Here is a 23,628-nt window from a genome sequence, read left to right as displayed (position 1 = left end):
AATCATCCCTTTTCACATGAAAAAGCAACAGGCAGAACCCGTCGCTTTACGTTTAGCTTTTTAAATTGACTTGCGGCATCCGCTTGAAGACTGGCATTAACACCAGTGCCACAATTAAGCCCATGACTGCTTGGGCAATATTACCAATAATGGAAGCAACGCCCGCAGTCCAATTATATAGGAGTGCACCTGCCAACAGATAACCAATCACCATGATGGCTGACCCAATGATCAAGCCAATGATTTGACTTGTGACACGCTTTTGATAGCCAAAATAGCCAACAACCAAACCTTCAAGCCCATGAATCACCAATGAGAAAATCATCCATTGCGGATAGCCTGCAAGCAAATCAAGTAATAAGCCACTCAAACCACCAACAATCAAACCACTGCGTGCACCGCCAAGTAAGGCAGCCACAAAAATACCAGCTTCCACCAAGTTCACAAAGCCATTGGTGGCTGGTACTGGAATTTTCACGACATAAGATAAGGCCACATTAAAGGCAATAATTACAGCTAAGATTGCAAGATTTTTTGTTTGTAGTGTTTGTTTCATAAATTGGCCCTCCGTGCGCCTTGCCAGACATTGCCGACATCAAAATTTTGGTTTAGTGCGACACCATGTGCAATCCCCTGCCAAACAAAGTCTTTGGCATCTCGGGCAGCGGTCAAAGCATCTGACGATTGGCCGAGATTAGCGGCAAGACTTGCTGACAACGTGCAGCCTGCCCCATTATGATACATCTGAGTGACAGGAATCATTGCTTGCTCCAAATAATTTGTGGCTGTCCCGTCAAATAAGACATCCACTGCATTGTCTCCCGCCAGCAAAGCACCACCCTTCAATAGGACTTGTCTCACACCAAACGTCGTCAATTGGCGCGCTGCTTCAGCCATTCCCGCGTAGGTGGTGATTTTTTGTCCAGTTAAAATTTCTGCTTCACGTAAGTTGGGGGTAATGATCGTTGCGAGTGGCAAGAGTTCAGTTCTGAGACTCACCGCAATGTTTTGTGCGTCAACATCGCTGGTCTCTTTAAACACCATGACCGGATCAACAATAATTGGGACTGATACTTGGCGTAGTTTTTCCGCCACTAAACGCACAATAGCGGGTGTTGGCAAGAATCCAACTTTAATGGCAACAATATCATCCAGCGCTAATGCTGAATCTAATTGCGCCGACACGATGGCTTCTGCTATCGGAAAAATTTGAAAATCATTCGGGGTGACTGTCACAATTGCTGTCGTGACACTTAATCCAAAATAGCCATACTCAGAAAAAGTGGCTAAGTCTGCTTGTAATCCCCCACCTGCGAGGGTATCGGACCCAGCGATGGTTAAAATCTTGTGGGGCATAAACGTTACTTCTTTACTTAAATTTATTTGGCGGATGCGACAAAGTTAATATGATGGCCATCATCAGTAACTTGGGTCACGATGGCATCATTGCCACCAGAAGCAATCGACCATGAATAGTACCGACCATGCGCCTGCGCCCAGGCAATCGCTTCAGCAATTGTTTTCCCTTTCAGTTGCGCAGACTCTTTGATGCTGTCATCGGAGCTACTGGCTTGGTTAGCACTTTGGCCGGATTGACTCTGAGCTGACGACGCGTGTTGGCCATCTGATGATTGACTGACAGCGCTGCCAGTTGTGGAATCAATTGTTTCATCAACCGTTTTTTTTGATTGGGTCTGTGTTTGAATGCGTGTTGAAGTCTTTTGTGATGACGAATAAGTGATATAGAGAAACACACCTAAACTAATCACAACAAGGACAGCCAATACAATGAAAAAATTGCGAATTGGATGACCTTTTTTCTTGAATTCAGGACGTCGATAATCGTAATTTGTCATACATTACCTCTCAATGTCTTCTATTATATCAAATATCAAACCGCTTCGAACAACTGTTTTTATGATAAGATTAAAATAGTGACTTTGAGGAGATTAATTGCTTATGCTCAAAACAAATTTAGAGCGCATCTCGGTGAAAGATATTATCATGATTGCCATCGGTACCGGCTGCTATGGCTGGGGTCTGATTAATGTCAATATTCCCAATCGTTTGGCTGAAGGTGGATTATCTGGTATTACTTTGATCTTGCGTGCTTTACTCAACTGGAATCCAGCTTACACCAACTTAATTTTAAATATTCCCTTGTTGGTTTTGGGCTATCATATTCTTGGCCGACGCACCTTGATTTATACCATTTGGGGCATTTCATCATTATCCATTTGGCTCTATATTTGGCAAGCCTTTCCAACACCGCCAGCCCTACATCATGACATGTTAATTGCTGGTTTAATTGCCGGTATTCTTGCAGGTATTGGTTTAGGCATTGTCTTTCGCTTTGGTGGGACGTCTGGTGGGACTGATGTCGTGGCCCGCATTATGGAACAAAAATTTGGCATTCAAATTGGTCGAACCATGTTTGCTTTGGATGCAGTGGTCTTACTCTTATCGTTGGTTTATATTGACATCGTCCATATGATGTACACCCTGATTGCCTCATTTGTGTTCTCTCAGGTTGTGGGCTTAACGCAACAAGGCGCTTATACCGCACGGTCATTCATGATTTTTACCGACTACCCTGAAGAAATCTCACATGCAATCATGGATGAACTCGAACGTGGGACAAGTTTATTAAAGTCTGAAGGTGGTTATTCTCACCGTGAACAACGCGTCGTTTACGCCGTTGTTGACCCGTCAGAAGTCAACACCGTCCAACACATCATCGAAACCATTGATCCCAAGGCTTTTGTCTCCATATTTACAGCACAGGAACAATTAGGCGAAGGTTTTTCATATCTTCGCCCCAAGAAAAAATATTATTTCTTTTAAAAAAGACTGCCCATGGGCAGTCTTTTTTTAGATCAATGATTTTTGCATATGCGTATATGAATGATCTCCAATCCTCAGCTGCCCGCGCGCGACAAAACCTAAGCGTTCATATAAGGTTTTGGCCCTTGGATTACGATCATCAACATTTAGGCCAATCACTGCCCGTTGTTCTTGGCGGGCCCTGGCCTCTGCTGCCTTAATCAAGGCCTGGCCAATCCCTTGTCCACGGGCATTTTCTCGCACAACTAACGAATCGACATACCATTCATTTTCAAACACTTCAGACGTGTCAAATAACCAACGATGGTAGCTGTAACGGTCGGCTAAAACAGTTTGAACCGCCTCGTCTAATACTGGTTCATCTGAATCAGGGTAACCAAATAAGACACCAACGACCGTGTTTGTTTCATCTTTTGCGACGAGCGCACGATGAAAATGGTAACGAGATTGGTCTGACTGTCGTGTAGCCAATTGCCAGGCTGTTTGGACTTCTGCGACACTCAGTTCATCGTAAACGGCTAAATCCATAGCGTCAAAAATAGTTTGTTCCAGTTCAAGAACGGCCAACTGATCTGCTTGTGTTGCTACTTGAATCTTCATGCCGTAGTTTCCTCTGGTTGCACCATCGTCAGGCCAATACGTTGGCGCTTGGCGTCAATCGTAACGACCCAAACATCGACAATGTCCCCAACTGCCACAATTTCTGACGGTGTCTTCACGCGTCGCTTAGCTAAGCGTGAAATATGCACCAATCCATCATGTTTCACCCCAAGGTCAACAAAGGCACCAAAATCAACCACATTACGGACTGTGCCCTGCAATTTCATGCCTGGTTTTAAATCTTCAATGTGCAAGACATCTGACTTGAGCAAGGCACCGACCATGTGTGATCGGCCATCTCGTCCTGGCTTCTGTAAACTCATCACGATATCATGTAAGGTTTGTTCGCCAATGCCTAATTTTTCGGCTGTGGCGATGTGATCCAGTGCTTGTAAACGCTGGTTGGCTGCTGGCGTTGTCAGCTCAGTTGGTGATATGTCGGCCAATGTTAACAGCGACTTAGCCGCAGTATAACTCTCCGGATGAATGTCAGTATTATCCAAAACATTCCCGCCCGAGACAATACGTAAGAAACCTGCTGCCTGTTCGTAGGCTTTTGGTCCCAAACGTGGTACTTTTTTAAGTTGCTCACGTGCGGTGAATTCACCATTAGTCTCACGAAACGCGACAATATTTTGCGCCAACGTTTGATTTAGCCCCGCAATGTGGGTTAATAATGCCACGCTCGCAGTATTTAAATTGACGCCGACTTGGTTGACCGCAGTTTCTACAACCGCATCAACTTGCTCATCTAACGCTTTGGTGTTCAAATCATGTTGATATTGCCCGACACCAACAGATTTCGGATCAATTTTAATCAATTCAGCCAAGGGGTCTTGAATACGTCGGCCAATTGAGATCGCTGAACGCTCTTCAACTTGTAGATCGGGAAATTCTTGGCGCGCAGCATCGGAAGCTGAGTAGACGGACGCACCTGCTTCATTGACGATCGTATACTTCACATTTTTGGGCAAGTTGGCCGCCACAAATTCTTCTGATTCGCGTGATGCTGTCCCATTGCCAATAGCCACCAATTGGACATCATATTCCGCAACAAGCGCTTTAAATATCTCAGCGGCAGCTGCACGTTGTTGCGCATTGGCCGGCTTATGGGGATAAATCACCTGCTTTTTAAGAAACTTTCCGTGGGCATCGATAATTGCTAGTTTGGCGCCTGTCCTAAATCCAGGATCAAACCCCATCACAACTTGACCAGTTAACGGTGCTTGCATCAATAGGTGGTATAAATTCTCACCAAAAACTTGAATGGCTTGCGCTTGAGCACCTTGAGTTAACGTTTGCCGAATTTCACGTTCAACAGCTGGTTGAATGAAGCGTTTGTAAGCATCGGCAATCGCAGCTCGTAACACGACAAGGCTGTCTTCATTTGCTGTTTGCCCTTGCTGCAACGTCGTTTGAATAAAGTGCATCATGCGTGCTTCTGCAAAGTCGATTTTCACCGACAAGACGCCGTCCTTCTCGCCACGATTAACGGCTAAAATTCTAAATTGATTCGCATTGAGTGTTTTGATGGGTTCGCTATAGGCGTAATATTGGCCATATACTTCCTGCGGATCCCTTGCTTGGCCGCCTCGCTTTAACGTGACGGCCAAAATACCGTCTTGTTGCATGCGTGTCCGTAACCATTGACGGAAAGTCGCATTTTCACCAATTTGTTCAGCTAAAATTTCATGTAGGCCGGCTTGGACATCAGCGGTTGTTGGGAGGGCATCAGTCACGAAATCTCGATATGGGATATGCTGATCGAGATGGGCCAGCACTTGATCAGCTAATGGCTGGAGTCCATTTTCACGTGCAATCATGGCTTTTGTGCGCCTTTTTTGTTTAAAAGGCAGGTATAAATCTTCAACGGCTTGCAATGTGATCGCCGCGTTAATAGCTGTTTGTAGCGCAGGGGTTAACTTTTGCTGATCTGCAATCGCCTTTAAGACCGCATGCTTGCGATCAGTCAAATCTTGGACTTTTTTGGCCGTTGTTTGTATTGCGCGAATTTGCACTTCGTCTAAATCGCTGGTCATTTCTTTACGATATCGCGCGATGAAAGGTACGGTTGCCCCATCATTTAATAAGGTTAGTGTCGCTTGAGTTTGCTTCTGATGCAGCCCCAAGTCTGCTGCAACGTGCGCCGCAAGATCTGTTTGCGATAACGCGGTTAAAACCAATTCTGTCATGTATAAATTCCGTTACTCTCTTTTCGCTCTTGTCCGGTATGAGACGAGACAATATCTTTCATTCTATCTCAAATTACCCGATGAAATCAAATCGACTCAACTGGTGTTAACCGATATGATTAACTACGCAAATCACCACGTTGGTAACCAAAATACCCCAGGCCACTCAAAATCAGCCCAATCGCAAATACAGTACTCCAAGATACCCAATCAATAGCTGAAATTGGGACTTGCGCCACCCATGAACTGGGCGTTGCTTGGATTAACCAATCTGGCATTTTAAGCATTTTACCTAAATAAAGCAGGTAAAAATTAATCCCTAGGACCAAATACACAAGCCGATACCACTTTGGCACCCACCCCATGAGTGCGGCAGCTAAGCCAACAAAAAATAACAAAACTGGGGTGTCATTAATGACGACCGCGTTAAATTTGGCAAACGCAATCGGTTGCGGCATCACAATGGTTTGTGCTAAAAACATACTAGTCATCGCAGCTAACCAGGCGCCAAACGTGAAGATTATCCCACTGCCAATGTAACCGAAAAATAGGCGTGTTCGGCTAATTGCATGCGCACTGATTAAGTCAATCGTGCCCTTCTCTAAGTCGCGCTTAAAACGCCCAATCGTGATGAGGCCAGCGAGGCTGGCGATTGTGACTGGCATAATCAAGATCGTATGCATAAAAACTAAAACAATTTGATCGCCCAGTTGGGCAATTTTTGACGTCCCTAGCAAATTTTTGAGGACGGCATTGTCGGTCGCCAACTGTTTGATTTGATTAAAAATGGCCCCATAACTCACACCCAAAGTGCTCAAGCCGAGTAACCAAATCACAAAGCTGGTCCGTTCCAAACGCACCTGTAAACTGAGCCAACCACGCAAAGTCTTTGGCGCCGTTGCTGGTCCCACACTGACACTGACAAGCCCAGTCCCAAGATCATGCACCGCTAATAGCCACAGACTAGCACCGGTAATCGCCAGGCTCAAACAAAATAATAGTAGCACGGGCAACCAGTTGTTTGTCGCGCCAATTTGGCATTTTTCTACCCAACCTAACGGCGAGAGCCAAGTGAGTTCCGGCTTGACAGTATCGGTTATCATCCGTACGACAAACATCACGCCAAAAACGAGATACCCCATCGCCGTGGCCAAGCGTGCTTGACGTGCTAATTGAGCAGTCAGGAGGCCAATCCCAACAAACAAAAGCCCACTACTCAATAACCCCGCTGAAAATAATAGGGTTGCTGGCCAAGTAGCCCCATGCAAAACCTGATAAGATAAGCCGGTTAACGCAATTGCCGCATTAACGGCGACCACCTCAATTAATACGGCTGCTAGTTGGGCAAATTTACCCACTGCGAGACTGCGCAACAATTCATTCACGCCTTTTTCTTCTTCAGCGCGTGTATTTTTGATAACCAGTTGTAAATTCATGACCACCAGCATCATGATGGTAAACAATAACATCTCACCCACCGCAATATCAAAAGTGGTATATGCATGCAATGACGGAAGTAATCCGAAAAGGGCCACCATGGCCGGCGTTTTCAAGGTTGTCACAATACTTTGAACTTGGGCTGGTGTCCCATAAATTTGGTTATAAATGGCGGCAATCACGAGGTTCAACCCGCCGACAATCACCAGCCAAAGCGTCAACACGCGCCAATCTTTTTTGAGGTAAAACCAGGTCAACTGACCGGTTTTGGCAAAATTATTTTTCATGCACTGCCCCATCCTTGTAGTAAGTCAAAAAGATTTCTTCCAATGTCGGTGGTGTCATGCGCAAGTCTTTTAGGCCGTACTGGGCTAACTGTTTGGTCACTGCTGGTAGGCCAGCATGCGAGACAGTAAAGGTCAACCGTTGACCATTCTGTGTCAAATTCGTCACCCCAGGCATGGCGGCTAGTTCAGTGGCATCTTCGGTGACGATAGCTAAGACATTCAAGTTGGCAATATGTTGCAAATCTTGTAATTCACCAGTTTCAATTATTTCGCCTTGTCGAATAATGGCAATTTGATCCGCCGTTTTCTCAACTTCATCTAAAATATGGGAACTTAACAATACCGCCTTATTGGCCGCTTTCAGTGCCAACACTTCTGACTGGAAATTAAGGGCTTGCAAAGGATCTAATCCGCTGGTTGGTTCATCAAAAATATATAAATCGACATCGGCTGAAAATGCGGCAATTAACGCCACCTTTTGGCGATTCCCTTTGGAATAAGTGCGGGCTTTTTTTGTTGGGTCAAGCGCAAATTTTTTAATCAGCGCATCTGTTTTGGCAGTATGATCATGCCCCCCTATCCGCAACAACAAATCAATAATTTCACCACCCGTTAAATTCGGCCACAAATAAACATCCCCAGGGACATATGCAATCCGTTGATGGGTCGCCACAATTTCTGTTAAGGCATTTTGCCCGTTCAGCGTCACCTGCCCTGATTTAGGCTTTAATAACCCCAAAATCGTCCGAATCAGGGTTGATTTCCCCGCACCATTAGGCCCAAGTAAAGCAAACACTTCACCTTGGTGAATCGTGAACGTGACTTGTTTTAACACATGAAACCGACCAAAAAACTTGTCCAAGTTTTTTACTTGTAAAACGTTATTTACCATCCGCTTCTCACTCCAAATTTTTGCAATAATATGGCTTCATTTTGCGCCTTTCGCCACGCGTTTGCAAGAAAAAAGACCATAAAAAACGCCAGCAACACATGCATGTTGCTGGCGGGTAGGTAGATAGATACTACCCAGTTGGTCACTAGTAGTATACCTTATTTTTTAAATCATCACAAGCTTTATTCACACTATTTTTGCCAAAAACTTTGGGCAATCGCGCGCACCACTTGCGTCATTTCCTTTGCTGATTGCACATCATGCACGCGTAGAATGCGCGCACCACGCTGAAACATTTCTGTTGCCGCCACCAATGACACATCCGCCCGGGCCAACTTTGGTAACCCAAGCAAAAACTTGGCCCAACCTTTGTTAGAAACAGCCGTCATCACTGGTCGTTGCAAATCTTGCAAATGACCAATCGTGTTCATCATGGCCAAATCTTGCGCTACGTCGGAGTTTTTCGCATACCCAACGCCTGGATCAAGCGCAATGCGTTGGCGATTAATGCCGGCCGCCGTCAATTGTGCCAAATTATCTTCAAACCACGCGTGCATTTCCGCTTGCAAGTTCTGAACTGTCTCACCACGCGGATTCCACATCGTTAACAAACCAACTTGCTGGTCTGCCAGAAACGGTGCTTTCCGCGGATCATCCAAAAAGCCGTTGACATCATTAATAATATCAACGCCCAAAGCAACGGCGCGGACCATGACATCATATTTATAGGTATCGACAGCAATAACCGCATCTGGGTATTGCGCTTTAATACCGTTAATGACCGGTGCAATCCGATCAATTTCCGCAGTTGGGGTCAATTCAAGCCCAGCGGCTTCAAAACCTGGCTTGGTGGTTTGCCCACCTACTTCAATCACATCAGCCCCTTTGGCCAACATCTCACCAGCTCGAGCCACCATCGTGTCAACATCTGCCACTTGATCGCCATTATAAAAGGATTCCGGACTGACATTTAACACGCCATAGATAATGCCGTCAGCATCATGCAAGGTTTTCCCATTCACGACCCAGAGACGGTCATTAGCCACTAACCATTGTTGCAATTCAAGGCTGGCAGTGCGTTCATGTAACGCGACAATCGCACCACGACTTAACCAATACGTCTCCGCAGTTAATGGGATAGCATTGTACTCAGCCAAACATTGTTGATCGGCAGCGGTAATCCGCCAAGCAGCCCCTTCACTGCGCACCACCATTTGTGCTAGAACAGGGTTTTCTGTTGTAATTTGTTCAAAATGCATGCCCAATTTTCTCCAATAACTGTTTTGCTGCGCGTCCACGATGAGAATACTGTACACGCTCGGCCATTGGCATCTCGGCCAACGTCAAGCCATTTTCCGCTTCAAATAACGTATCAAAACCAGCTGAATAGGTACCCCTTGGTGCCAATGCCAAAGTCACCCCACCCCGACCAGTACTCTGATACACAGTGCCCGATGGTGTGAGCAAAATAAACAAAGCCGCCAAATAGGCTCCACGATCCATGCCAGGTTCGTACAAGCCGAGTAAATAATCATCCTCTTCTTGCATCGATTGAAAACCCATCGCTTTAAAATCTCTGGCAATCGTCAACCCAAATTGATTCGGAAAGGCCGCAAAAAAAGCGCCCGTATCATCGGCTAAAATATACTCATTAGGTAAAAATTGCTGGATAAATCGTGCCTTACCCAATGCATTTTCCAATTGATCATCCGTTGTTTCTGCTGGAAACGTTTTTTCGGAAATCAGCTCGCGATAGTTCACGGCTGTCATCCCAAACGTGGCAAAAACAGCGACAATCTCACGCGTTTTTGCTGAATTATTTGATGCAATCACCAACCGCTTAATCATGAAAAACCTCCAACTGCATTTAACGTATAAAATGAGCCCGCGACAATAATATATTGGCTTGGGGATGTGCGTTGCGCCATAGCGTATGCCAATGGGTCTTGGTCCATGACTGTCACGGGCATTTCGGCAGCCACTGCTTGCACTGCCTTGGCCAAAGCGGCTGCTGACAAGGCACGCGGATTATTGGGCGTGACCGTAATCACTGCTGAGACCATCGGTAACACAATGTTGAGCATTTGTTGATAGTTTTTATCGGCTAACACCCCAAGAACCAAGATTGGCCGTTCCGGTAACGCCCAGTTTTTCAGGGTTGCCACGAGTCCTTGGACGGCATCTTCATTATGCGCCCCATCCCATAAAATATGCCGCGTTGGATCGACCTGCATGCGCCCCAACATGTGTGCCTGCGCTAGGCCACGTCGCCGGGTTGCGACATCAATTCTGAGTTGATCGCGCGTTTCTAGTGCTGCTAGAATTTGCCAAACCACGCCAAGGTTACGTCGTTGAAACGCCCCGACTAACCCCAACTGGTAACGTTCGCCTGCAACCGACACAACCAATCCCGCCGGTGTGTCGTGCTTGACGACCACCGCTACTGGTTGGGCAGCCCAGGTCGCTTGTTTAGCTGCGGTGGTAGCCTTTAAAATAGCTAACACTTCAGCAGGTTGGACTAAATCACTGACCACCAATGCGCCTGGCGTGATGAGATCCGCTTTATTTTGCGCGATTTCGGCCATTGTTTGCCCTAAGATATTTTGATGATCTAACCCGATTTCGGTATAAGCTACGACAGCGGCTTGCCCAACCATGTGCGTGGCATCATCACGACCACCTAACCCAGCTTCCATAATGGCATACGTCACATGTTCCGCCTGAAACACCAACAACGCCACAATCGTCCACACTTCAAAATAAGACAACGCAGCAATTGTCAGGTCATGTTGATTTAAGGCGTCATGCAATTGCTCGTAAGCGGATACCCAGGCGGTCTCGGTCACAAACTGACCGTTGAGCCAAATTTGTTCGCGATCATTAAAAACTGCTGGACTGGCAAAATGGCCCACTGTCTCACCATTTGCGCGTAAGACTTCACGCAACATTGCCCCAGTTGAGCCTTTCCCATTGGTGCCGGCGATTTGAATGATTGTTAATGCTTGATCTGGTTGCCCGACCCATTGCAGCACTTGGCGCAAAAATGTTAACCGGTTCGGGTCAAACACGCGCCAGCCTTTATCTAATTGTTGTTGAATGGTTTGATAAGTCATCTGATTAACGCTGACTGACCCGACGGGCAAAGCTTTCCCGCAAAAAGGCATCGGTTTTTAATAAGTCACGATAAATAGAGGTATTTGTTTGTGTGCCTGGTTGATTAATCCCCCGCATCTCCATGCACATATGGCGGGCCGTGACGTTAACGGCCAAGCCTTTGGGATGCACAATGCGTTGCATTTCATCAGCAATTAAATGGGTCAAATTTTCTTGCACATTTGGTCGACGGCTTGCCCAATCAACTAAACGTGGGACTTTACTTAAGCCAATAATTTCGCCATCCGGCACGTAAGCAACATCAACCGTGCCAAAAAATGGCAATAAGTGATGCTCACACATGGAATAAAAAGGGATGCCTTCGACAACGACCATGTCAGCATCTTGCGCCGTTTCAAAAAGTTTATAATCCGTAAATGCCGTCTCACCCGTATGGGCAAAGATTTCAGCGTGTGCTTTCACAACACGTTCTGGTGTTTCAATGACACCGGAGCGGTCTGGATTATCCCCAATCGCCGCCAATAATTCCGTGACGCCTGCTTGGAGTTGCAAGTTTTGTTCGTTATTAAATGTTTTCATATTCTACTCTCGCACCAGTCACAACATGCACCCAATTGGTATCTGTTGTGCTAGCTAATAATCGTTCAATTTCATGTCGCCGATCTGCGGCAATCACATCTAAAAGTGGTTGCAACACAAAGCGTCGGTTTGCCATTTCACGGTGCGGAATGGTCAAGATTTCATCTGACCAGACTTCATCCCCGAAAACTAAAATGTCGAGGTCAATGGTGCGTGGTCCCCAATGAATTTGGCGAACACGCTTGAGTTGTTGTTCAATATCATGTAACCGTGCCAACAGTTCTGGCGCGGTTAAAGTCGTTTCTAATCGGACCGCAATGTTATAAAAATCATCTTGGACGACACCACCCACTGGTTGGGTTTCATAGACTTGGGAGACAGCTGTCACAGTGATATTGGCCGATGTGTGCAGTAAAGCAACACCGTGTTGCAAATTGTCCAAACGGTCGCCAATATTGGCCCCCATGCTAAGATAGGCCCGCGTCATGCTTGGCCCCGTTGTATGATATCAGCTGGTGTACCGCTAACGGTAATCACAAACGGATCATAAATACCCGGCAATGGAATATAGTCTTTGTGTACTGCCACATCAATTTGCGTCACTTGGGGAAACTGTGTCAAAAGTGCGCTCAGCAACGTGTTGGCCACACTCTCCATCAAATTAAATTGCTTTGTGGTCACAATCGTTTTCACCGTTTCATAGACATCAACATATGAAATCGTGGTTGTCAAATCATCATCTTTCACTGCTGTTTCAATTGGATAATGTAACGTCACATCAACGGCAATTTGTTGTCCTAATTTTTTTTCTTCATCAAATACGCCATTATATGTATAAAACCGCATATTTGGTAAATGAATCATTCCCATTGTTCGCCTCCCTGGCACATACTTGTTATATTTTACCACGGTAACTCACCACGCGACAAACTGATTTTCATGAACCGACGGTTTCACACCACGAAAAAAGCCAACCGATGATTGGCTTGTTGATTTATTGTGCTGATGCACGAAAAAAGCCAACCGATGATTGGCTTGTTGATTTATTGTGCTGATGCTGGTTGCGACTGCGTGGCAATCGCGACAAATTTGGCTACCATGGCCGCGCCAGTTGGTGTCCCAATGGACTCAGGATGAAACTGCAAACCATAAATTGGCCGCGTCCGATGTTGCATCGCCATCACCTCGTGGTCATCTGCCGCCACACTTGTGACCACAAAATCTTTTGGTAGTTGGTCTCTGGCAATAATTAGCGAGTGATAACGCATGATTGGCGTTGATGTGTCGGGAAACAACGCAGATGGTGCGGTTGGTATCATCTTTGAAACCTTGCCATGGCGAATATTGGGCGCGGCGATTACTTGACCACCAAATGCTGCGCCAATGGCTTGATGTCCTAAGCAAATACCAAGCATCGGCCGCGTTTTGGCAAACATTTGGATGATTCGTAACATCTCACCGGCTTGCTCTGGTGTCCCTGGGCCTGGTGAGAAAATAATCCCCCGGGCTTGCTGGGCTAATGTCACCAATTCTGGATCATCGTTGCGTCGGACGACAACTGTGGTAAGTTGACCCACAATTTGTGCTAAGTTGTAAGTAAATGAATCATAATTATCCACGAGAAGTATCATTTGCTGGCCCCCAATCCTAATAAGGCTTGCGCCTTATTGCGTGTTTCTTGGTATTCATTTTCTGGGATAGAATCATACACAATGCCGGCACCGGCTTGTACGTGGCCTTGGCCATCTTTAACGACCATCGTGCGAATTGCGATGGCAAAATCCATTTGATCAGATTGGGTCAAATAGCCAATTGCGCCAGCATACACGCCACGCTTAACCGGCTCCATTTCATAGATGCGCTGCATGGCTCTGACTTTAGGTGCACCACTCACCGTGCCAGCGGGAAGTGTTGCCTTGAGCGCGGCAATTGCTGGCGTATCGGGCAACATTGTGCCAACCACTTCTGACACGAGGTGCATGACATGTTGATATTTTTGCAGCGCCATCAATTTTGTGACGTGAACCGAGCCATAAGTCGCCACTTTGCCTAAATCATTGCGACCTAAATCCACTAACATCTCGTGCTCAGCACGTTCCTTTTCATCTTGTAGTAGCGCTTTGGCAGCCGCTTCATCTGACGTCTGATCCTGTCCGCGATGTCGTGTCCCGGCGATTGGATTTGTCACCACCTGGCGCCCTTGCACTTTAACCAATCGTTCAGGGGAAGCCCCAACAATTTGTACGTTGCCAAAATCTAAATAAGACAGGTAAGCAGTAGTGTTGGTTAATCGCAGTTGTCGATAATAATCAAATGGATCCTGACGTACTGGAAAGCTAAACCGTTGGGAAGGCACCATCTGAAACATATCACCAGCAGTAATGTAATCTTTTGCCTGATTGACCACGCTTTCAAAGGCGGCTTTTGAAAAATTAGATGTCGTTTTAATCTCTGGTATCACCACCAGTTGACTTTCAGCTACGCTGGGCGTAAAAAGTTTTGCTTGAACAGCTAGAACTCTTTGCGTCAATGCCGGATCCCCGACATGAGAATAGGTATCATCGGCCACGATGGTCACTGTGTTGTGCTCTGCGTCAAACATCACAAATGTTTCATAGACAAACATATGAATATCCGGCATGTTTAATGGATCAGGCGGCGTGTCACCGAGTGATTCATAGGCAGCAATCGTATCAAAACCTACATAACCAATCGCCCCACCCGTCATTGGTAGTTTTGCTTCGGCCGGTGACCCCGTCACGACAAGATCGCTCAGTGCTTGTAATGGATCTGGATGCGAGCAGCTTTTTCCATCAATAGTAACTGTCTGACCCAGCGCTTGAAATTCATGGACGGGTTGTAAGGCAATCATGACCACCTGGTGTTTCTCATCAGGAAACGGTATATTTTCCAACAACATCGTCTGGTCGCCGCGTAGCCGTAAATAAGCCGTCACAATATCAAGTTCAGGCAATGTGATTGTTTTTGTCTGGTATGTCATAGTCTCCACCTCTAACCTGCCCATCATCGGCCAGGTTTTACTTTCACGTCATTGAAATTAAGCGTTATTTGACGTGTTTTGCCAGGCGGCTTTCATGTCTTGGACAAATGTTTTGATTGCTCCCGTGGCCCCGTTGGGATCAGCTGCAATTAAATCAACGATAGCTGAACCAGCAATCACGGCATCAGCGTAGGCAAATTGCGGCACCTGATCGGGCCGACTAATGCCAAAACCAATCGCTGTTGGCACATCGGTGTATTCACGTACAGCTGCAACTAATTCACGCGATGCCGTGGTTAACTCAGCTCGCGTCCCAGTCGTGCCTAAGGAACTGACAATATAAACAAAACCGCGCGCTTGCGCCACAATATCTGGAATGCGTGCTTTAGATTGCAAGGTCACTAATTGAATCAGCGAGCGATCGTACTGATTCGCTAATTCTAAAAATGAGGCTTGCTCTTCAAGTGGCATATCCGGCAAGATGATGCCTTCGACCGATAAGGCAGCCATCTTCGACAAGAATTTTTCGTAGCCATATTTAAATACGGGGTTGACGTATGTCAAAATCACTAGCGGCACATCTGTCCGTTCACGGACTGCTGCAATTAATGCAAACACCTTTTCTGTTGTTGAACCCGCGGCCGCCGCACGGATATCAGCGGCCATAATGGTTGGCCCATCAGCGGCAGGGTCGGAAAACGCAATCCCAATTTCCACGACATCAGCCCCCGCTTCGGCCATAGCGACAATGTAGTCAGCACTTTGATCAAAATTTGGATCGCCTGCGACTGTAAAGCCAATAAACCCTTGCCCGTTTTTTAAAACATCTGCTATTTTTTTAACTGCCATTTTTTCTCCCCGTTTATTCATGTGCGTGCGCAATCGCTACTAATTGTGACATCAACGCGACGTCCTTGACACCATCCACTTCGGCACCACTGGAAATATCCACCCAATCCGGTTGGACTTGTGCAATCGCGTCTGCCAAATTATCGACGTTTAGCCCCCCCGCCAACATCAATGGCTTTTTGCGTAATGGTTTGGGCGGTACGGCTTGCCAATCAAAGGTTGTGCCTGTGCCAGCGGAGGTGTCAATTTGTACGATGTCAGCTGCAGTATCACGCAAAGCTGCCTCTGGGCGACGCGTTTGTATCACAGGAACGCCCTTGTCTCGTAACAACGTCACAGCATCTTCTGAGACATCATCTTGCAGTTGGGCACCTTGTATTAACCCATTGCCATAAAAGGTTAAAATATCCATCACGTTTTGGTCATCAAAAACACCATAGAGCGGAATTTGGTCGTCTAGTTTGGCACGAATCGCCATTGCAGTCATAATCCCAACGCTTCGTCGATGTCCAGGTGCCAAAATGATGCCGGCCATATCCGGCTGGACTTGATTGAGCAGTTCAGCACTCGCTTCTTGAAAAATACCACAAATCTTAATTTTAGTCATCGTGTTGCGTTATCCTTTTAATGTTTTAATCATGTTGCCCTTATCTGCGGCGCGCATCAGCGTTTCACCAATCAAAATACCATTCACTTGGACATTTTCAAGCGTTTCAACGTCAGCACGCGATTGAATCCCCGACTCAGAAATAAATAATACTGATTCTGGTACCAGATGACGGAGACGTCTGGTATTGTTGAAATCAACTGAAAAATCTTTTAAATTGCGATTATTTACGCCAATGATGCGCGCTTTCGCCTGCAAAGCCCGCTGAATTTCTGTTTCATCATGGGCCTCAACCAGGGCCGATAGGCCTAAAGTATCTGCCAAACGAATATATGCAGCCAGTTGTGCATCGGTTAAAATGGCCACAATCAATAAGATGGCATGCGCACCCGCAATACGAGCTTCATAGATCATTTCAGGCGCAATGATGAAATCTTTTCGGAGAAGCGGCACATCAACCGTTTCGTTGACTGTCGCAAGGATTGCTAAGCTGCCTTTAAAATATGTTTCTTCTGTCAGCACACTAATCATGTCCACGCCTGCATTAGCATAATCTTGTGCAATCTGACGATAATCAAAGGCTTCGGGCGCGATAATTTGCCCTTTTGATGGCGAAGCTTGTTTGATTTCTGCAATCATTGTCATCTCTGGTTGTCGCAAGGCTGCTTCAAACGGAAAACCGACAATTGGTGGCATTTCAGCCACAGCGAGTTTTAATTGTGTGCGACTTTGATGTTGCAACCGACGCTGTAAATTGGTGCGCGTGGCACTTACCAGATCATCTAAAATCATGCGCTCACCCCCTGAGTCGCCTGTTGTAGGCCAATGAGCTGCTGATAAGCAGCCCCACTCGCCAGTGTCTGGCGTGCTAATTGAATACTGTCTTGAATGTTGTCACAACGGCGGGCAGCATATAAGGCCAAAGCAGCATTTAAAATCACCGTATCTGATTTTTCATCTTTTAATTCGCCTGTCAAAATGGCAGTTGTAATCTGCGCGTTTTCAGCCGGTGAACCACCTTGTAATTGTGCTGTGGTAGCGTAGTCAAAGCCATAGGCTTGTGGATCAAATTCAGTGCTTGAAATTTGACCATCACGCAAGGTGACAATGTCAGTTTTTGTAGTCAAAGTCACCTCGTCTAGGCCGTCTTGGCCATGTACCAACACAGCGTTTTTAACCTGCATCGCTTGTAAGACTTGCGCTAAGGGGCGTAACAAATGTTTGGCATAGACGCCCAGTAAAATAGCTTGTGGGCGGGCGGGGTTCGTCAATGGTCCCAACACATTAAAAACTGTTCTAAAGCCCAGCGCTGAACGTACCGGTCCAACCACACGCATGGCTGGATGAAATGATCGCGCAAACAAGAAGGTTTGGCCAGCTTGATTTAAGACTTGCATGGCTTGATCAGCTGACAATGTAATCCCAACGCCTAACGCTTCTAATACATCAGCCGTCCCTGATTGTGAACTTGCAGCGCGGTTACCATGTTTCACCACGGGTACACCAGCTGCGGCCACGATAAAACTTGCCGTTGTGGAAATGTTGAATGTATTAGCCAAATCACCACCTGTGCCAACGATATCAATCGCATCTGGCACTTGTGGCATGGTCACGGCATGGGCCAACATGGCCCGCGCTGACCCAACAATTTCTGGTACAGATTCATTTTTAACCGCCAGACCCATCAGGTAGGCGGCAATTTCGGTTTCCGAGGCTTGACCGGCCATAATTTCTGCCATCACATCCTGGGCCATTGCTGCGGTTAAGTCTTGTCTTAGTGATAATGTTTTTAATGCTGCTTGGATACTACTCATGAATTGTTACCCCACTATAACGCGCAATTGCTGCGACATCCTTATCTCCCCGGCCACTTAAATTGACCATAATTTGTTGCTCTGGTCGCATTGTTGGCGCCAACTTCATGGCATATGCAACCGCGTGTGAACTTTCGATGGCTGCAATGATTCCTTCGGTTTTTGCAATGAATTCAAAAGCTGCCACCGCTTCATCATCAGTAATGGGCACATACTTGGCACGTTTAATCTCTGACAAATAGGCATGTTCTGGCCCAATGCCTGGATAATCTAGCCCAGCAGAAATGCTGTACACGGGGTCAATCTGGCCATCAGCAGATTGTAAGAACTTAGACTTCATCCCATGGAAAATACCGTCTGAACCATTGGTTAACGTTGCTGCTGTTTGCGTCGTCTGTATGCCTTTTCCAGCTGCCTCCACACCAATCAAGGTGACAGCCTCATCTGCAATAAAATGACTAAAAGCACCGATAGCATTAGAGCCACCACCCACAGCCGCAATCACAACATCAGGCAAACGCTTAGTTTGCTGCAAAAATTGGGCGCGCGCTTCTTCACTAATCACCGATTGAAAATATTTAACCATCTCAGGGAAAGGATGGGGGCCAACCGCCGACCCTAAAACATAAAAAGTGTCATCAATTCGTTTGGTCCAGTCTTGAAAAGTCGCATTGACCGCATCTTTGAGGACTTGGGTCCCAGTCTGAACGGCGTGCACTTTTGCACCAAGTAAAGTCATCCGATAAACATTAAGTGCTTGGCGATCAATATCTTCTTGCCCCATAAAAATTTCTGCTGACATGCCAAACAAGGCCGCTGCAGTGGCGGTGGCGACCCCATGTTGGCCAGCACCTGTTTCCGCAATCAACCGTTGCTTGCCCATCTTCTTGGCCAGCAAGGCTTGCCCGAGCACATTGTTAATCTTATGTGCCCCCGTATGATTCAGGTCTTCTCGCTTGAGATAAATTTGAGCGCCACCAAGTTCAGCCGACATGTTTTTGGCGTGATAGAGTAACGAAGGTCGGTTAGCATAATCAACCAAAAGAGCTTGCAGTTCTGCTTTAAAGTCTGGGTCATCCCGGTAGGTCGCAAAAGCTTCAGCAACCGCATTAACGGCTGGCATCAACAATTCCGGCACGAATTGCCCGCCATATTGGCCATAATAACCTGCTTTTTGTGTGGTCGTAGTTGCCATGATTTTTCTCCTCTTGTAACGCAAAGTGACTTTGAGCAAATAAAAAACCGTCCTGAAAAAATTGCTCATGCAATATTTTCAGGACGGTTGCCCGCGGTGCCACCTGATTTCGACCTTTCAAGCCACATCAAAAAGCTTGATTGATTCGCGCCTCCACAGCCTGCCAACACAGACCTGACAACTGACGTATGCCTCACGTTCAAGCCTACTCGCATCACTGCTTTCAACTGACCCTCGATGGTCCATTTGCCAACCTGCTTTCGACCCAGCTCTCAGTATCCCGGGTTCCCTGTGCGTGCACAATTGGTTTGATCTCCATCTCATCGGTTTAATTTGGACGATTAAATTGTTATTTTTATATTAAAACCAAATGATATTTTTGTCAACACTTATTTCAAAACGATTAGAAGAATTGCAAGCTGTACGTCCCGTTAAACGTGTCGCCAGCCGCCAAAACATTCACCCCAAACTTTTCTTTGAAGTTTCCTGTAGAATCCACCGTGTCAGCAATTCCCCACCATGGTTCCAAAGCGATAAACGGCGCTTCTTTACCGGCTGGAGTCCAGATGCCTATGAACTGCGCATTATCTAAAGTCATCCGTAACCCGTGCTGATTGGCCAAGCGTGCTAACAAAAATGACGTCTTTTGGCGATCGAGTTTCAAGATGATTGCGTCATCGTGGTAATCTTCTTGACGCAAACGCAAAGGAATATTGGCATTAAACGGTGTGGCTGCGTTTGGATTTGAATAAGGGCCAGTTAGACGCACCCGATCATACATTTTTTCTGGTTCAATGGACACGTAATAATCTGAAAACTTACCGCCATCTAATGGCAAATTAAAGGCTGGATGCCCACCGACACTGAAAAAGAGCGACTCCTCTTGATCAGTATTGGTCACAATATAGGCAACTTTCAATTCATTTTCAGGGGTCAAATCATAGCGAATATCGAATTGAAACTTGAAAGGATAGATACGCAACGTCGAATCCGTCTCATGAATACGGAAAATTGCGTGCGTTTCACTTTGCTCAACCACTTCAAAGCTGGTGTTGCGCGCAAAACCATGTTGGTTCATAAAATACGTTTCTCCAGCAATTTTGAATTGATCACCGCGTAAACGCCCAACAATTGGAAAAAGATTAGACGCATGCCGTCCCCAATATTTAGGATCTCCAACCCAAATATATTCCAACTCAGCTTGTTTATGCCAAACGCTTGTCAATTCAGCGCCGTACTCGTTAATTTGAACTTTTAAATCATTGTTTTCTAGTGTAATCATAATATCTATATTCTACCAAATTTTTTCTGAAAATGTTGTTGGCCGCGACGATTCAGGATTTTTTTGCCCGAGGGAAAAAGTCTTGATAATTTTTTTGTAGACTTTCCCGCGTCACGTGCGTATACATTTGGGTTGTCGACAAATTGACATGACCCAATAATTCCTGTACAGTTCGCATGTCAGCGCCATGATTGAGAAGGTGTGTGGCAAAAGTATGACGCAGCATATGCGGGTGAATCTTACCTGTTAGCGTGGAGCGTTTCATCAATTCATTGAGAATATAGGTGATCCCTGCCGCTGTAATGGGTTCCCCACGATGATTGACAAAAACGCGCTCATGCGGCACTTGTTTGGCCATCAGTTTTGGCCGTAAATCATGTAAATACTGCGTCATTGCTTGCGCAGCAAAATGGCCAAATGGCACATAACGATCCTTGTTCCCTTTACCATGAATCAGGACTAATCGTTGCGAAAAATCCAACTGTCCGAGCGTCAAATTAGCAATTTCTGCCACCCGAGCCCCAGTAGCATACAAAAACTCAAGCAAAGCGGCGTTACGTTGCCAAAGTGGATCATCTTCGTGATACGCCACCTCGAACAAGGTGGTTAATTCTGATTCGTAGAAAAATTCCGGTAAATGGTTTTGGTGCTTACGCAATGCGACATTTTCAAATGGATTCTCTGCGACAAATTTATTAGCCACCATAAATTGAAAAAACATGCGCAAACTACTGATTTTCCGCGCAATTGTGGTTCGGGCAAGTTGTCGTTCGTACAAGTCATTGAGATAAACGCGTACATCAAGTGTTTGAACCGCACGGTAGCTGGTAAACCCACCATTTTCCGCCAAAAAAGTTGTAAATGCGGCAATGTCTTTATCATAAGCTTGCACGGTTAAATCAGAATATTGTCGTTCTGCTTGTAAATAATCATGATACAGTTGTTGTGCTTTGGTTATCATAGGTCTATTATACCCGAAAAGATTAAGAAGCTTTAAATTTGGTTACAATCAGTCAAAAATTACCCTGAGTGGCTTTGAGTTCGCTATGATATAAGTAGCTTAACTTTACGTTAAAAATGAGAAAAGACATTAAGGAGCAGCTGATGAAAATTCCTATTCAAACGCCATTTGAACAGTTACGTAATACGGTCATTACCCGCCAGCAGCGTGTTCACGAAAGTATTGTCGCGTTTCGGGCTAATATTCTCTCAAACCGCGATGCAAAACATCAGCAGCGTCCTTCACGGCAAGAAACCATAGCACGTGAAGTCTCCATCGTGCCTTATGAAGCCACACCAAAAGCGGTTGACGCCGATAGTTTTGCCTATGCGCTGACAGCAGAAATGACTGAAATTCAGGCCGAAACGCAACACACAACGCGCCGACCATTATTACAAGCCTTGATTCAACACCCCATTCGCCTTTTGGTCAGCCTGGTGATTGTGATTCTATTAGTTTATATCACCATTATGTTTTTCCAAGCCAACAGTCAACAAGGTGCGGCAGCCATCACGCAACCAACTCAAATCCACTAAAAAAAGCGCTCAAGGCGCTTTTTTTAGTTTTTAAATGAGTGAATTGGCGCTGGAATATGGCCACCACGATTAATAAAATCAGCACTCGACTTGGGTACAACCGGCATCACCGGCGCTGTCCCCAGCAAGCCACCATAATCAACCATGTCGCCAACTTTAGTCCCGTTGGTTGGTAAGACACGGACCGCTGTTGTCTTGTTGTTTTGCACCCCAATTGCGGCCTCATCCGCAATCATGGCTGCAATCGTCGTTGCCGACGTATTACCAGGCACAGCAATCATATCCAAACCAACCGAGCAGACAGCTGTCATCGCTTCTAGCTTGGCCAATGACAAAATCCCAGCTTCGACCGCATCAATCATGCCCGCATCTTCAGACACCGGAATAAAGGCCCCTGACAACCCACCGACACGTTGTGACGCCATCACGCCACCTTTTTTCACCGCGTCATTGAGCAGCATCAAAGCAGCTGTTGTCCCGTGTGTCCCAACCATTTCTAAGCCAATCTCTTCCAAGACTTCTGCCACTGAATCGCCACGAGCGGGCGTTGGCGCTAAACTCAAATCCACAATGCCAAATTCTACGCCCAAACGTTCAGCTGCTAGCGCACCAACCATTTGACCGACTCGCGTGATCTTAAAGGCTGTCTTTTTAACCGTTTCCGCAACGATGTGAATCGGCTCACCTTTGACCTTTTCTAAGGCCCGCTTCACCACACCAGGGCCAGACACACCGACGTTAATCACCACATCGGCTTCAGTGACACCATGAAAAGCCCCCGCCATGAATGGATTATCTTCCACCGCATTGGCGAACACCACCAACTTTGCATTGGCCGTGTCTGACTTATCGGTGATGGCTTTAATGGTCTCGCCCATTAATTTCACAGCATCTAGGTTAATCCCGGCCTTGGATGAACCAATATTGACACTTGACATAACCAAATCAGTTTCTGTTAAGGCACGTGGTAATGACTTAATTAAGGCCAAATCGCCATTGGCAAACCCTTTTTGCACTAGCGCAGAATAACCCCCGATGAAGTCAACGCCAACTGTTTTAGCCGCGTCATCCAAAGCGTGGGCGTATAACAACATTTCATCTGGGGTCGCCTTCCCAGCAATCAATGCAATTGGCGTCACACTAATGCGCTTATTAGTAATTGGAATCCCAAATTCACGTTCGATTTGTTGGGCAACTGCCACTAAATCTTTTGCATAAGTCGTAATTTTATCATAAATGTTTTTTGCCGTGGCTGCGGGTGTGCCAGCAACCGTGTCAAGCAGTGAAATCCCCATTGTCACAGTTCGGATATCCAAATGCTCTTCGGCAACCATGTTAATTGTCTCTGTAATTTGCGTGGTTTCCATGACTTCTCCTAGTTTGGCCATTAACCAATGGC

25 protein-coding genes are annotated in these 23,628 nt (G+C 46.1%); 2 read left to right on the top strand and 23 right to left on the bottom strand.

Annotation, left to right across the window (positions count from 1 at the left end; translation table 11 throughout):
* Positions 1 to 52: 52 nt before the first annotated feature.
* The 3 genes from HF966_RS05750 to HF966_RS05740 are packed head-to-tail and all read right to left on the bottom strand — an operon-like array spanning position 53 to position 1,856.
* Complete coding sequence (locus HF966_RS05750; RefSeq protein ID WP_168677025.1) at positions 53 to 556, bottom strand: ECF transporter S component; 504 nt, start codon at positions 554 to 556, stop codon at positions 53 to 55.
* Complete coding sequence (locus tag HF966_RS05745) at positions 553 to 1,356, bottom strand: bifunctional hydroxymethylpyrimidine kinase/phosphomethylpyrimidine kinase (RefSeq protein ID WP_168677023.1); 804 nt, start codon at positions 1,354 to 1,356, stop codon at positions 553 to 555. Before HF966_RS05745 ends, HF966_RS05750 begins: the two co-directional genes overlap by 4 nt.
* Positions 1,357 to 1,379: 23 nt before the next feature.
* Positions 1,380 to 1,856 (bottom strand): hypothetical protein, encoded by a 477-nt coding sequence (locus tag HF966_RS05740; RefSeq protein WP_168677022.1) that lies wholly within the window; start codon positions 1,854 to 1,856, stop codon positions 1,380 to 1,382.
* 103 nt (positions 1,857 to 1,959) lie between these two features.
* Here HF966_RS05740 and HF966_RS05735 point away from each other — a divergent pair, with 103 nt between their 5' ends.
* Positions 1,960 to 2,844 carry a YitT family protein gene (locus HF966_RS05735; RefSeq protein ID WP_168677021.1) on the top strand — a complete coding sequence of 295 codons (885 nt, stop codon included), beginning with the start codon at positions 1,960 to 1,962 and terminating at the stop codon, positions 2,842 to 2,844.
* Between the two features lie 27 nt (positions 2,845 to 2,871).
* Here the strand turns inward: HF966_RS05735 and HF966_RS05730 are convergent, their stop codons facing one another.
* The 19 genes from HF966_RS05730 to xerC form a co-directional block, all read right to left on the bottom strand.
* Entirely contained in the window at positions 2,872 to 3,444 is a 573-nt protein-coding gene (locus tag HF966_RS05730; RefSeq protein WP_168677019.1) for a GNAT family N-acetyltransferase, read from the bottom strand.
* A complete protein-coding gene (locus HF966_RS05725; RefSeq protein ID WP_168677018.1) occupies positions 3,441 to 5,636 on the bottom strand; it encodes a Tex family protein in 2,196 nt (731 codons plus the stop codon). Before HF966_RS05725 ends, HF966_RS05730 begins: the two co-directional genes overlap by 4 nt.
* A gap of 119 nt (positions 5,637 to 5,755) precedes the next feature.
* A complete protein-coding gene (locus HF966_RS05720) occupies positions 5,756 to 7,360 on the bottom strand; it encodes an ABC transporter permease (protein WP_168677017.1) in 1,605 nt (534 codons plus the stop codon).
* The gene (locus tag HF966_RS05715; RefSeq protein ID WP_168677016.1) at positions 7,350 to 8,252 is read right to left on the bottom strand and encodes an ABC transporter ATP-binding protein; all 903 of its coding nucleotides are present in this window, start codon (positions 8,250 to 8,252) and stop codon (positions 7,350 to 7,352) included. Before HF966_RS05715 ends, HF966_RS05720 begins: the two co-directional genes overlap by 11 nt.
* Before the next feature lie 191 nt (positions 8,253 to 8,443).
* Positions 8,444 to 9,511 carry a dihydropteroate synthase gene (gene folP / locus HF966_RS05710; RefSeq protein WP_168677015.1) on the bottom strand — a complete coding sequence of 356 codons (1,068 nt, stop codon included), beginning with the start codon at positions 9,509 to 9,511 and terminating at the stop codon, positions 8,444 to 8,446.
* Positions 9,501 to 10,100, bottom strand: a complete 600-nt coding sequence (locus HF966_RS05705) for a non-canonical purine NTP pyrophosphatase (RefSeq protein ID WP_168677013.1) — start codon at positions 10,098 to 10,100, stop codon at positions 9,501 to 9,503. The genes folP and HF966_RS05705 overlap by 11 nt, the downstream gene beginning before the upstream one ends.
* Positions 10,097 to 11,365, bottom strand: coding sequence for a bifunctional folylpolyglutamate synthase/dihydrofolate synthase (locus HF966_RS05700; protein WP_168677012.1), 1,269 nt, complete (start codon positions 11,363 to 11,365; stop codon positions 10,097 to 10,099). The genes HF966_RS05705 and HF966_RS05700 overlap by 4 nt, the downstream gene beginning before the upstream one ends.
* Before the next feature lie 4 nt (positions 11,366 to 11,369).
* Positions 11,370 to 11,945 carry a GTP cyclohydrolase I gene (gene folE / locus HF966_RS05695; protein ID WP_168677011.1) on the bottom strand — a complete coding sequence of 192 codons (576 nt, stop codon included), beginning with the start codon at positions 11,943 to 11,945 and terminating at the stop codon, positions 11,370 to 11,372.
* On the bottom strand, positions 11,932 to 12,432 hold the full coding sequence (gene folK, locus HF966_RS05690; RefSeq protein ID WP_168677009.1) for a 2-amino-4-hydroxy-6-hydroxymethyldihydropteridine diphosphokinase: 501 nt from the start codon (positions 12,430 to 12,432) through the stop codon (positions 11,932 to 11,934). The genes folE and folK overlap by 14 nt, the downstream gene beginning before the upstream one ends.
* The gene (gene folB, locus HF966_RS05685; protein WP_168677007.1) at positions 12,429 to 12,815 is read right to left on the bottom strand and encodes a dihydroneopterin aldolase; all 387 of its coding nucleotides are present in this window, start codon (positions 12,813 to 12,815) and stop codon (positions 12,429 to 12,431) included. Before folB ends, folK begins: the two co-directional genes overlap by 4 nt.
* A gap of 173 nt (positions 12,816 to 12,988) precedes the next feature.
* Complete coding sequence (locus tag HF966_RS05680) at positions 12,989 to 13,576, bottom strand: anthranilate synthase component II (protein ID WP_168677006.1); 588 nt, start codon at positions 13,574 to 13,576, stop codon at positions 12,989 to 12,991.
* Complete coding sequence (trpE, locus tag HF966_RS05675) at positions 13,573 to 14,946, bottom strand: anthranilate synthase component I (protein WP_168677004.1); 1,374 nt, start codon at positions 14,944 to 14,946, stop codon at positions 13,573 to 13,575. Before trpE ends, HF966_RS05680 begins: the two co-directional genes overlap by 4 nt.
* A 57-nt stretch (positions 14,947 to 15,003) precedes the next feature.
* Positions 15,004 to 15,795 carry a tryptophan synthase subunit alpha gene (gene trpA / locus HF966_RS05670; RefSeq protein ID WP_168677003.1) on the bottom strand — a complete coding sequence of 264 codons (792 nt, stop codon included), beginning with the start codon at positions 15,793 to 15,795 and terminating at the stop codon, positions 15,004 to 15,006.
* Between the two features lie 13 nt (positions 15,796 to 15,808).
* Complete coding sequence (locus tag HF966_RS05665; RefSeq protein ID WP_168677002.1) at positions 15,809 to 16,402, bottom strand: phosphoribosylanthranilate isomerase; 594 nt, start codon at positions 16,400 to 16,402, stop codon at positions 15,809 to 15,811.
* A gap of 9 nt (positions 16,403 to 16,411) precedes the next feature.
* Positions 16,412 to 17,194 carry an indole-3-glycerol phosphate synthase TrpC gene (gene trpC, locus HF966_RS05660; RefSeq protein WP_168677000.1) on the bottom strand — a complete coding sequence of 261 codons (783 nt, stop codon included), beginning with the start codon at positions 17,192 to 17,194 and terminating at the stop codon, positions 16,412 to 16,414.
* Positions 17,191 to 18,216 carry an anthranilate phosphoribosyltransferase gene (gene trpD / locus HF966_RS05655; RefSeq protein ID WP_168676998.1) on the bottom strand — a complete coding sequence of 342 codons (1,026 nt, stop codon included), beginning with the start codon at positions 18,214 to 18,216 and terminating at the stop codon, positions 17,191 to 17,193. The genes trpC and trpD overlap by 4 nt, the downstream gene beginning before the upstream one ends.
* Positions 18,209 to 19,411: a tryptophan synthase subunit beta gene (gene trpB / locus HF966_RS05650; protein WP_168676996.1), complete on the bottom strand. Its 1,203-nt coding sequence runs from the start codon at positions 19,409 to 19,411 to the stop codon at positions 18,209 to 18,211. The genes trpD and trpB overlap by 8 nt, the downstream gene beginning before the upstream one ends.
* A 403-nt stretch (positions 19,412 to 19,814) precedes the next feature.
* Complete coding sequence (locus HF966_RS05645) at positions 19,815 to 20,693, bottom strand: aldose 1-epimerase family protein (RefSeq protein ID WP_168676995.1); 879 nt, start codon at positions 20,691 to 20,693, stop codon at positions 19,815 to 19,817.
* A 52-nt stretch (positions 20,694 to 20,745) separates the two neighbouring features.
* Positions 20,746 to 21,654: a tyrosine recombinase XerC gene (gene xerC / locus HF966_RS05640; RefSeq protein WP_168676994.1), complete on the bottom strand. Its 909-nt coding sequence runs from the start codon at positions 21,652 to 21,654 to the stop codon at positions 20,746 to 20,748.
* Between the two features lie 143 nt (positions 21,655 to 21,797).
* Between xerC and HF966_RS05635 the strand changes: the two genes are divergently transcribed.
* Positions 21,798 to 22,229: a hypothetical protein gene (locus HF966_RS05635; RefSeq protein ID WP_168676992.1), complete on the top strand. Its 432-nt coding sequence runs from the start codon at positions 21,798 to 21,800 to the stop codon at positions 22,227 to 22,229.
* A 23-nt stretch (positions 22,230 to 22,252) separates the two neighbouring features.
* Here the strand turns inward: HF966_RS05635 and HF966_RS05630 are convergent, their stop codons facing one another.
* A complete protein-coding gene (locus tag HF966_RS05630) occupies positions 22,253 to 23,596 on the bottom strand; it encodes a PFL family protein (protein ID WP_168676991.1) in 1,344 nt (447 codons plus the stop codon).
* Between the last annotated feature and the right edge of the window lie 32 nt (positions 23,597 to 23,628).

The organism is Leuconostoc holzapfelii (assembly GCF_012396485.1).
Lineage (GTDB): Bacteria > Bacillota > Bacilli > Lactobacillales > Lactobacillaceae > Leuconostoc > Leuconostoc holzapfelii.
This window is presented reverse-complemented; position numbering and strand designations above follow the sequence as displayed.

Bases quoted from the DNA above. Each gene is read 5' to 3' on its own strand.
- HF966_RS05740 (WP_168677022.1), bottom strand. From the start codon at position 1,856: ATGACAAATTACGATTATCGACGTCCTGAATTCAAGAAAAAAGGTCAT.
- trpC (WP_168677000.1), bottom strand. From the start codon at position 17,194: ATGATTTTAGATGATCTGGTAAGTGCCACGCGCACCAATTTACAGCGT.
- xerC (WP_168676994.1), bottom strand. From the start codon at position 21,654: ATGATAACCAAAGCACAACAACTGTATCATGATTATTTACAAGCAGAA.
- folE (WP_168677011.1), bottom strand. From the start codon at position 11,945: ATGAAAACATTTAATAACGAACAAAACTTGCAACTCCAAGCAGGCGTC.
- HF966_RS05750 (WP_168677025.1), bottom strand. From the start codon at position 556: ATGAAACAAACACTACAAACAAAAAATCTTGCAATCTTAGCTGTAATT.
- folK (WP_168677009.1), bottom strand. From the start codon at position 12,432: ATGACGCGGGCCTATCTTAGCATGGGGGCCAATATTGGCGACCGTTTG.
- trpD (WP_168676998.1), bottom strand. From the start codon at position 18,216: ATGAGTAGTATCCAAGCAGCATTAAAAACATTATCACTAAGACAAGAC.
- trpA (WP_168677003.1), bottom strand. From the start codon at position 15,795: ATGGCAGTTAAAAAAATAGCAGATGTTTTAAAAAACGGGCAAGGGTTT.
- HF966_RS05730 (WP_168677019.1), bottom strand. From the start codon at position 3,444: ATGAAGATTCAAGTAGCAACACAAGCAGATCAGTTGGCCGTTCTTGAA.
- HF966_RS05680 (WP_168677006.1), bottom strand. From the start codon at position 13,576: ATGATACTTCTCGTGGATAATTATGATTCATTTACTTACAACTTAGCA.
- folP (WP_168677015.1), bottom strand. From the start codon at position 9,511: ATGCATTTTGAACAAATTACAACAGAAAACCCTGTTCTAGCACAAATG.
- HF966_RS05665 (WP_168677002.1), bottom strand. From the start codon at position 16,402: ATGACTAAAATTAAGATTTGTGGTATTTTTCAAGAAGCGAGTGCTGAA.
- HF966_RS05645 (WP_168676995.1), bottom strand. From the start codon at position 20,693: ATGATTACACTAGAAAACAATGATTTAAAAGTTCAAATTAACGAGTAC.
- HF966_RS05735 (WP_168677021.1), top strand. From the start codon at position 1,960: ATGCTCAAAACAAATTTAGAGCGCATCTCGGTGAAAGATATTATCATG.
- HF966_RS05635 (WP_168676992.1), top strand. From the start codon at position 21,798: ATGAAAATTCCTATTCAAACGCCATTTGAACAGTTACGTAATACGGTC.
- trpE (WP_168677004.1), bottom strand. From the start codon at position 14,946: ATGACATACCAGACAAAAACAATCACATTGCCTGAACTTGATATTGTG.
- folB (WP_168677007.1), bottom strand. From the start codon at position 12,815: ATGGGAATGATTCATTTACCAAATATGCGGTTTTATACATATAATGGC.
- HF966_RS05720 (WP_168677017.1), bottom strand. From the start codon at position 7,360: ATGAAAAATAATTTTGCCAAAACCGGTCAGTTGACCTGGTTTTACCTC.
- HF966_RS05725 (WP_168677018.1), bottom strand. From the start codon at position 5,636: ATGACAGAATTGGTTTTAACCGCGTTATCGCAAACAGATCTTGCGGCG.
- HF966_RS05630 (WP_168676991.1), bottom strand. From the start codon at position 23,596: ATGGAAACCACGCAAATTACAGAGACAATTAACATGGTTGCCGAAGAG.
- trpB (WP_168676996.1), bottom strand. From the start codon at position 19,411: ATGGCAACTACGACCACACAAAAAGCAGGTTATTATGGCCAATATGGC.
- HF966_RS05700 (WP_168677012.1), bottom strand. From the start codon at position 11,365: ATGACTTATCAAACCATTCAACAACAATTAGATAAAGGCTGGCGCGTG.
- HF966_RS05715 (WP_168677016.1), bottom strand. From the start codon at position 8,252: ATGGTAAATAACGTTTTACAAGTAAAAAACTTGGACAAGTTTTTTGGT.
- HF966_RS05705 (WP_168677013.1), bottom strand. From the start codon at position 10,100: ATGATTAAGCGGTTGGTGATTGCATCAAATAATTCAGCAAAAACGCGT.
- HF966_RS05745 (WP_168677023.1), bottom strand. From the start codon at position 1,356: ATGCCCCACAAGATTTTAACCATCGCTGGGTCCGATACCCTCGCAGGT.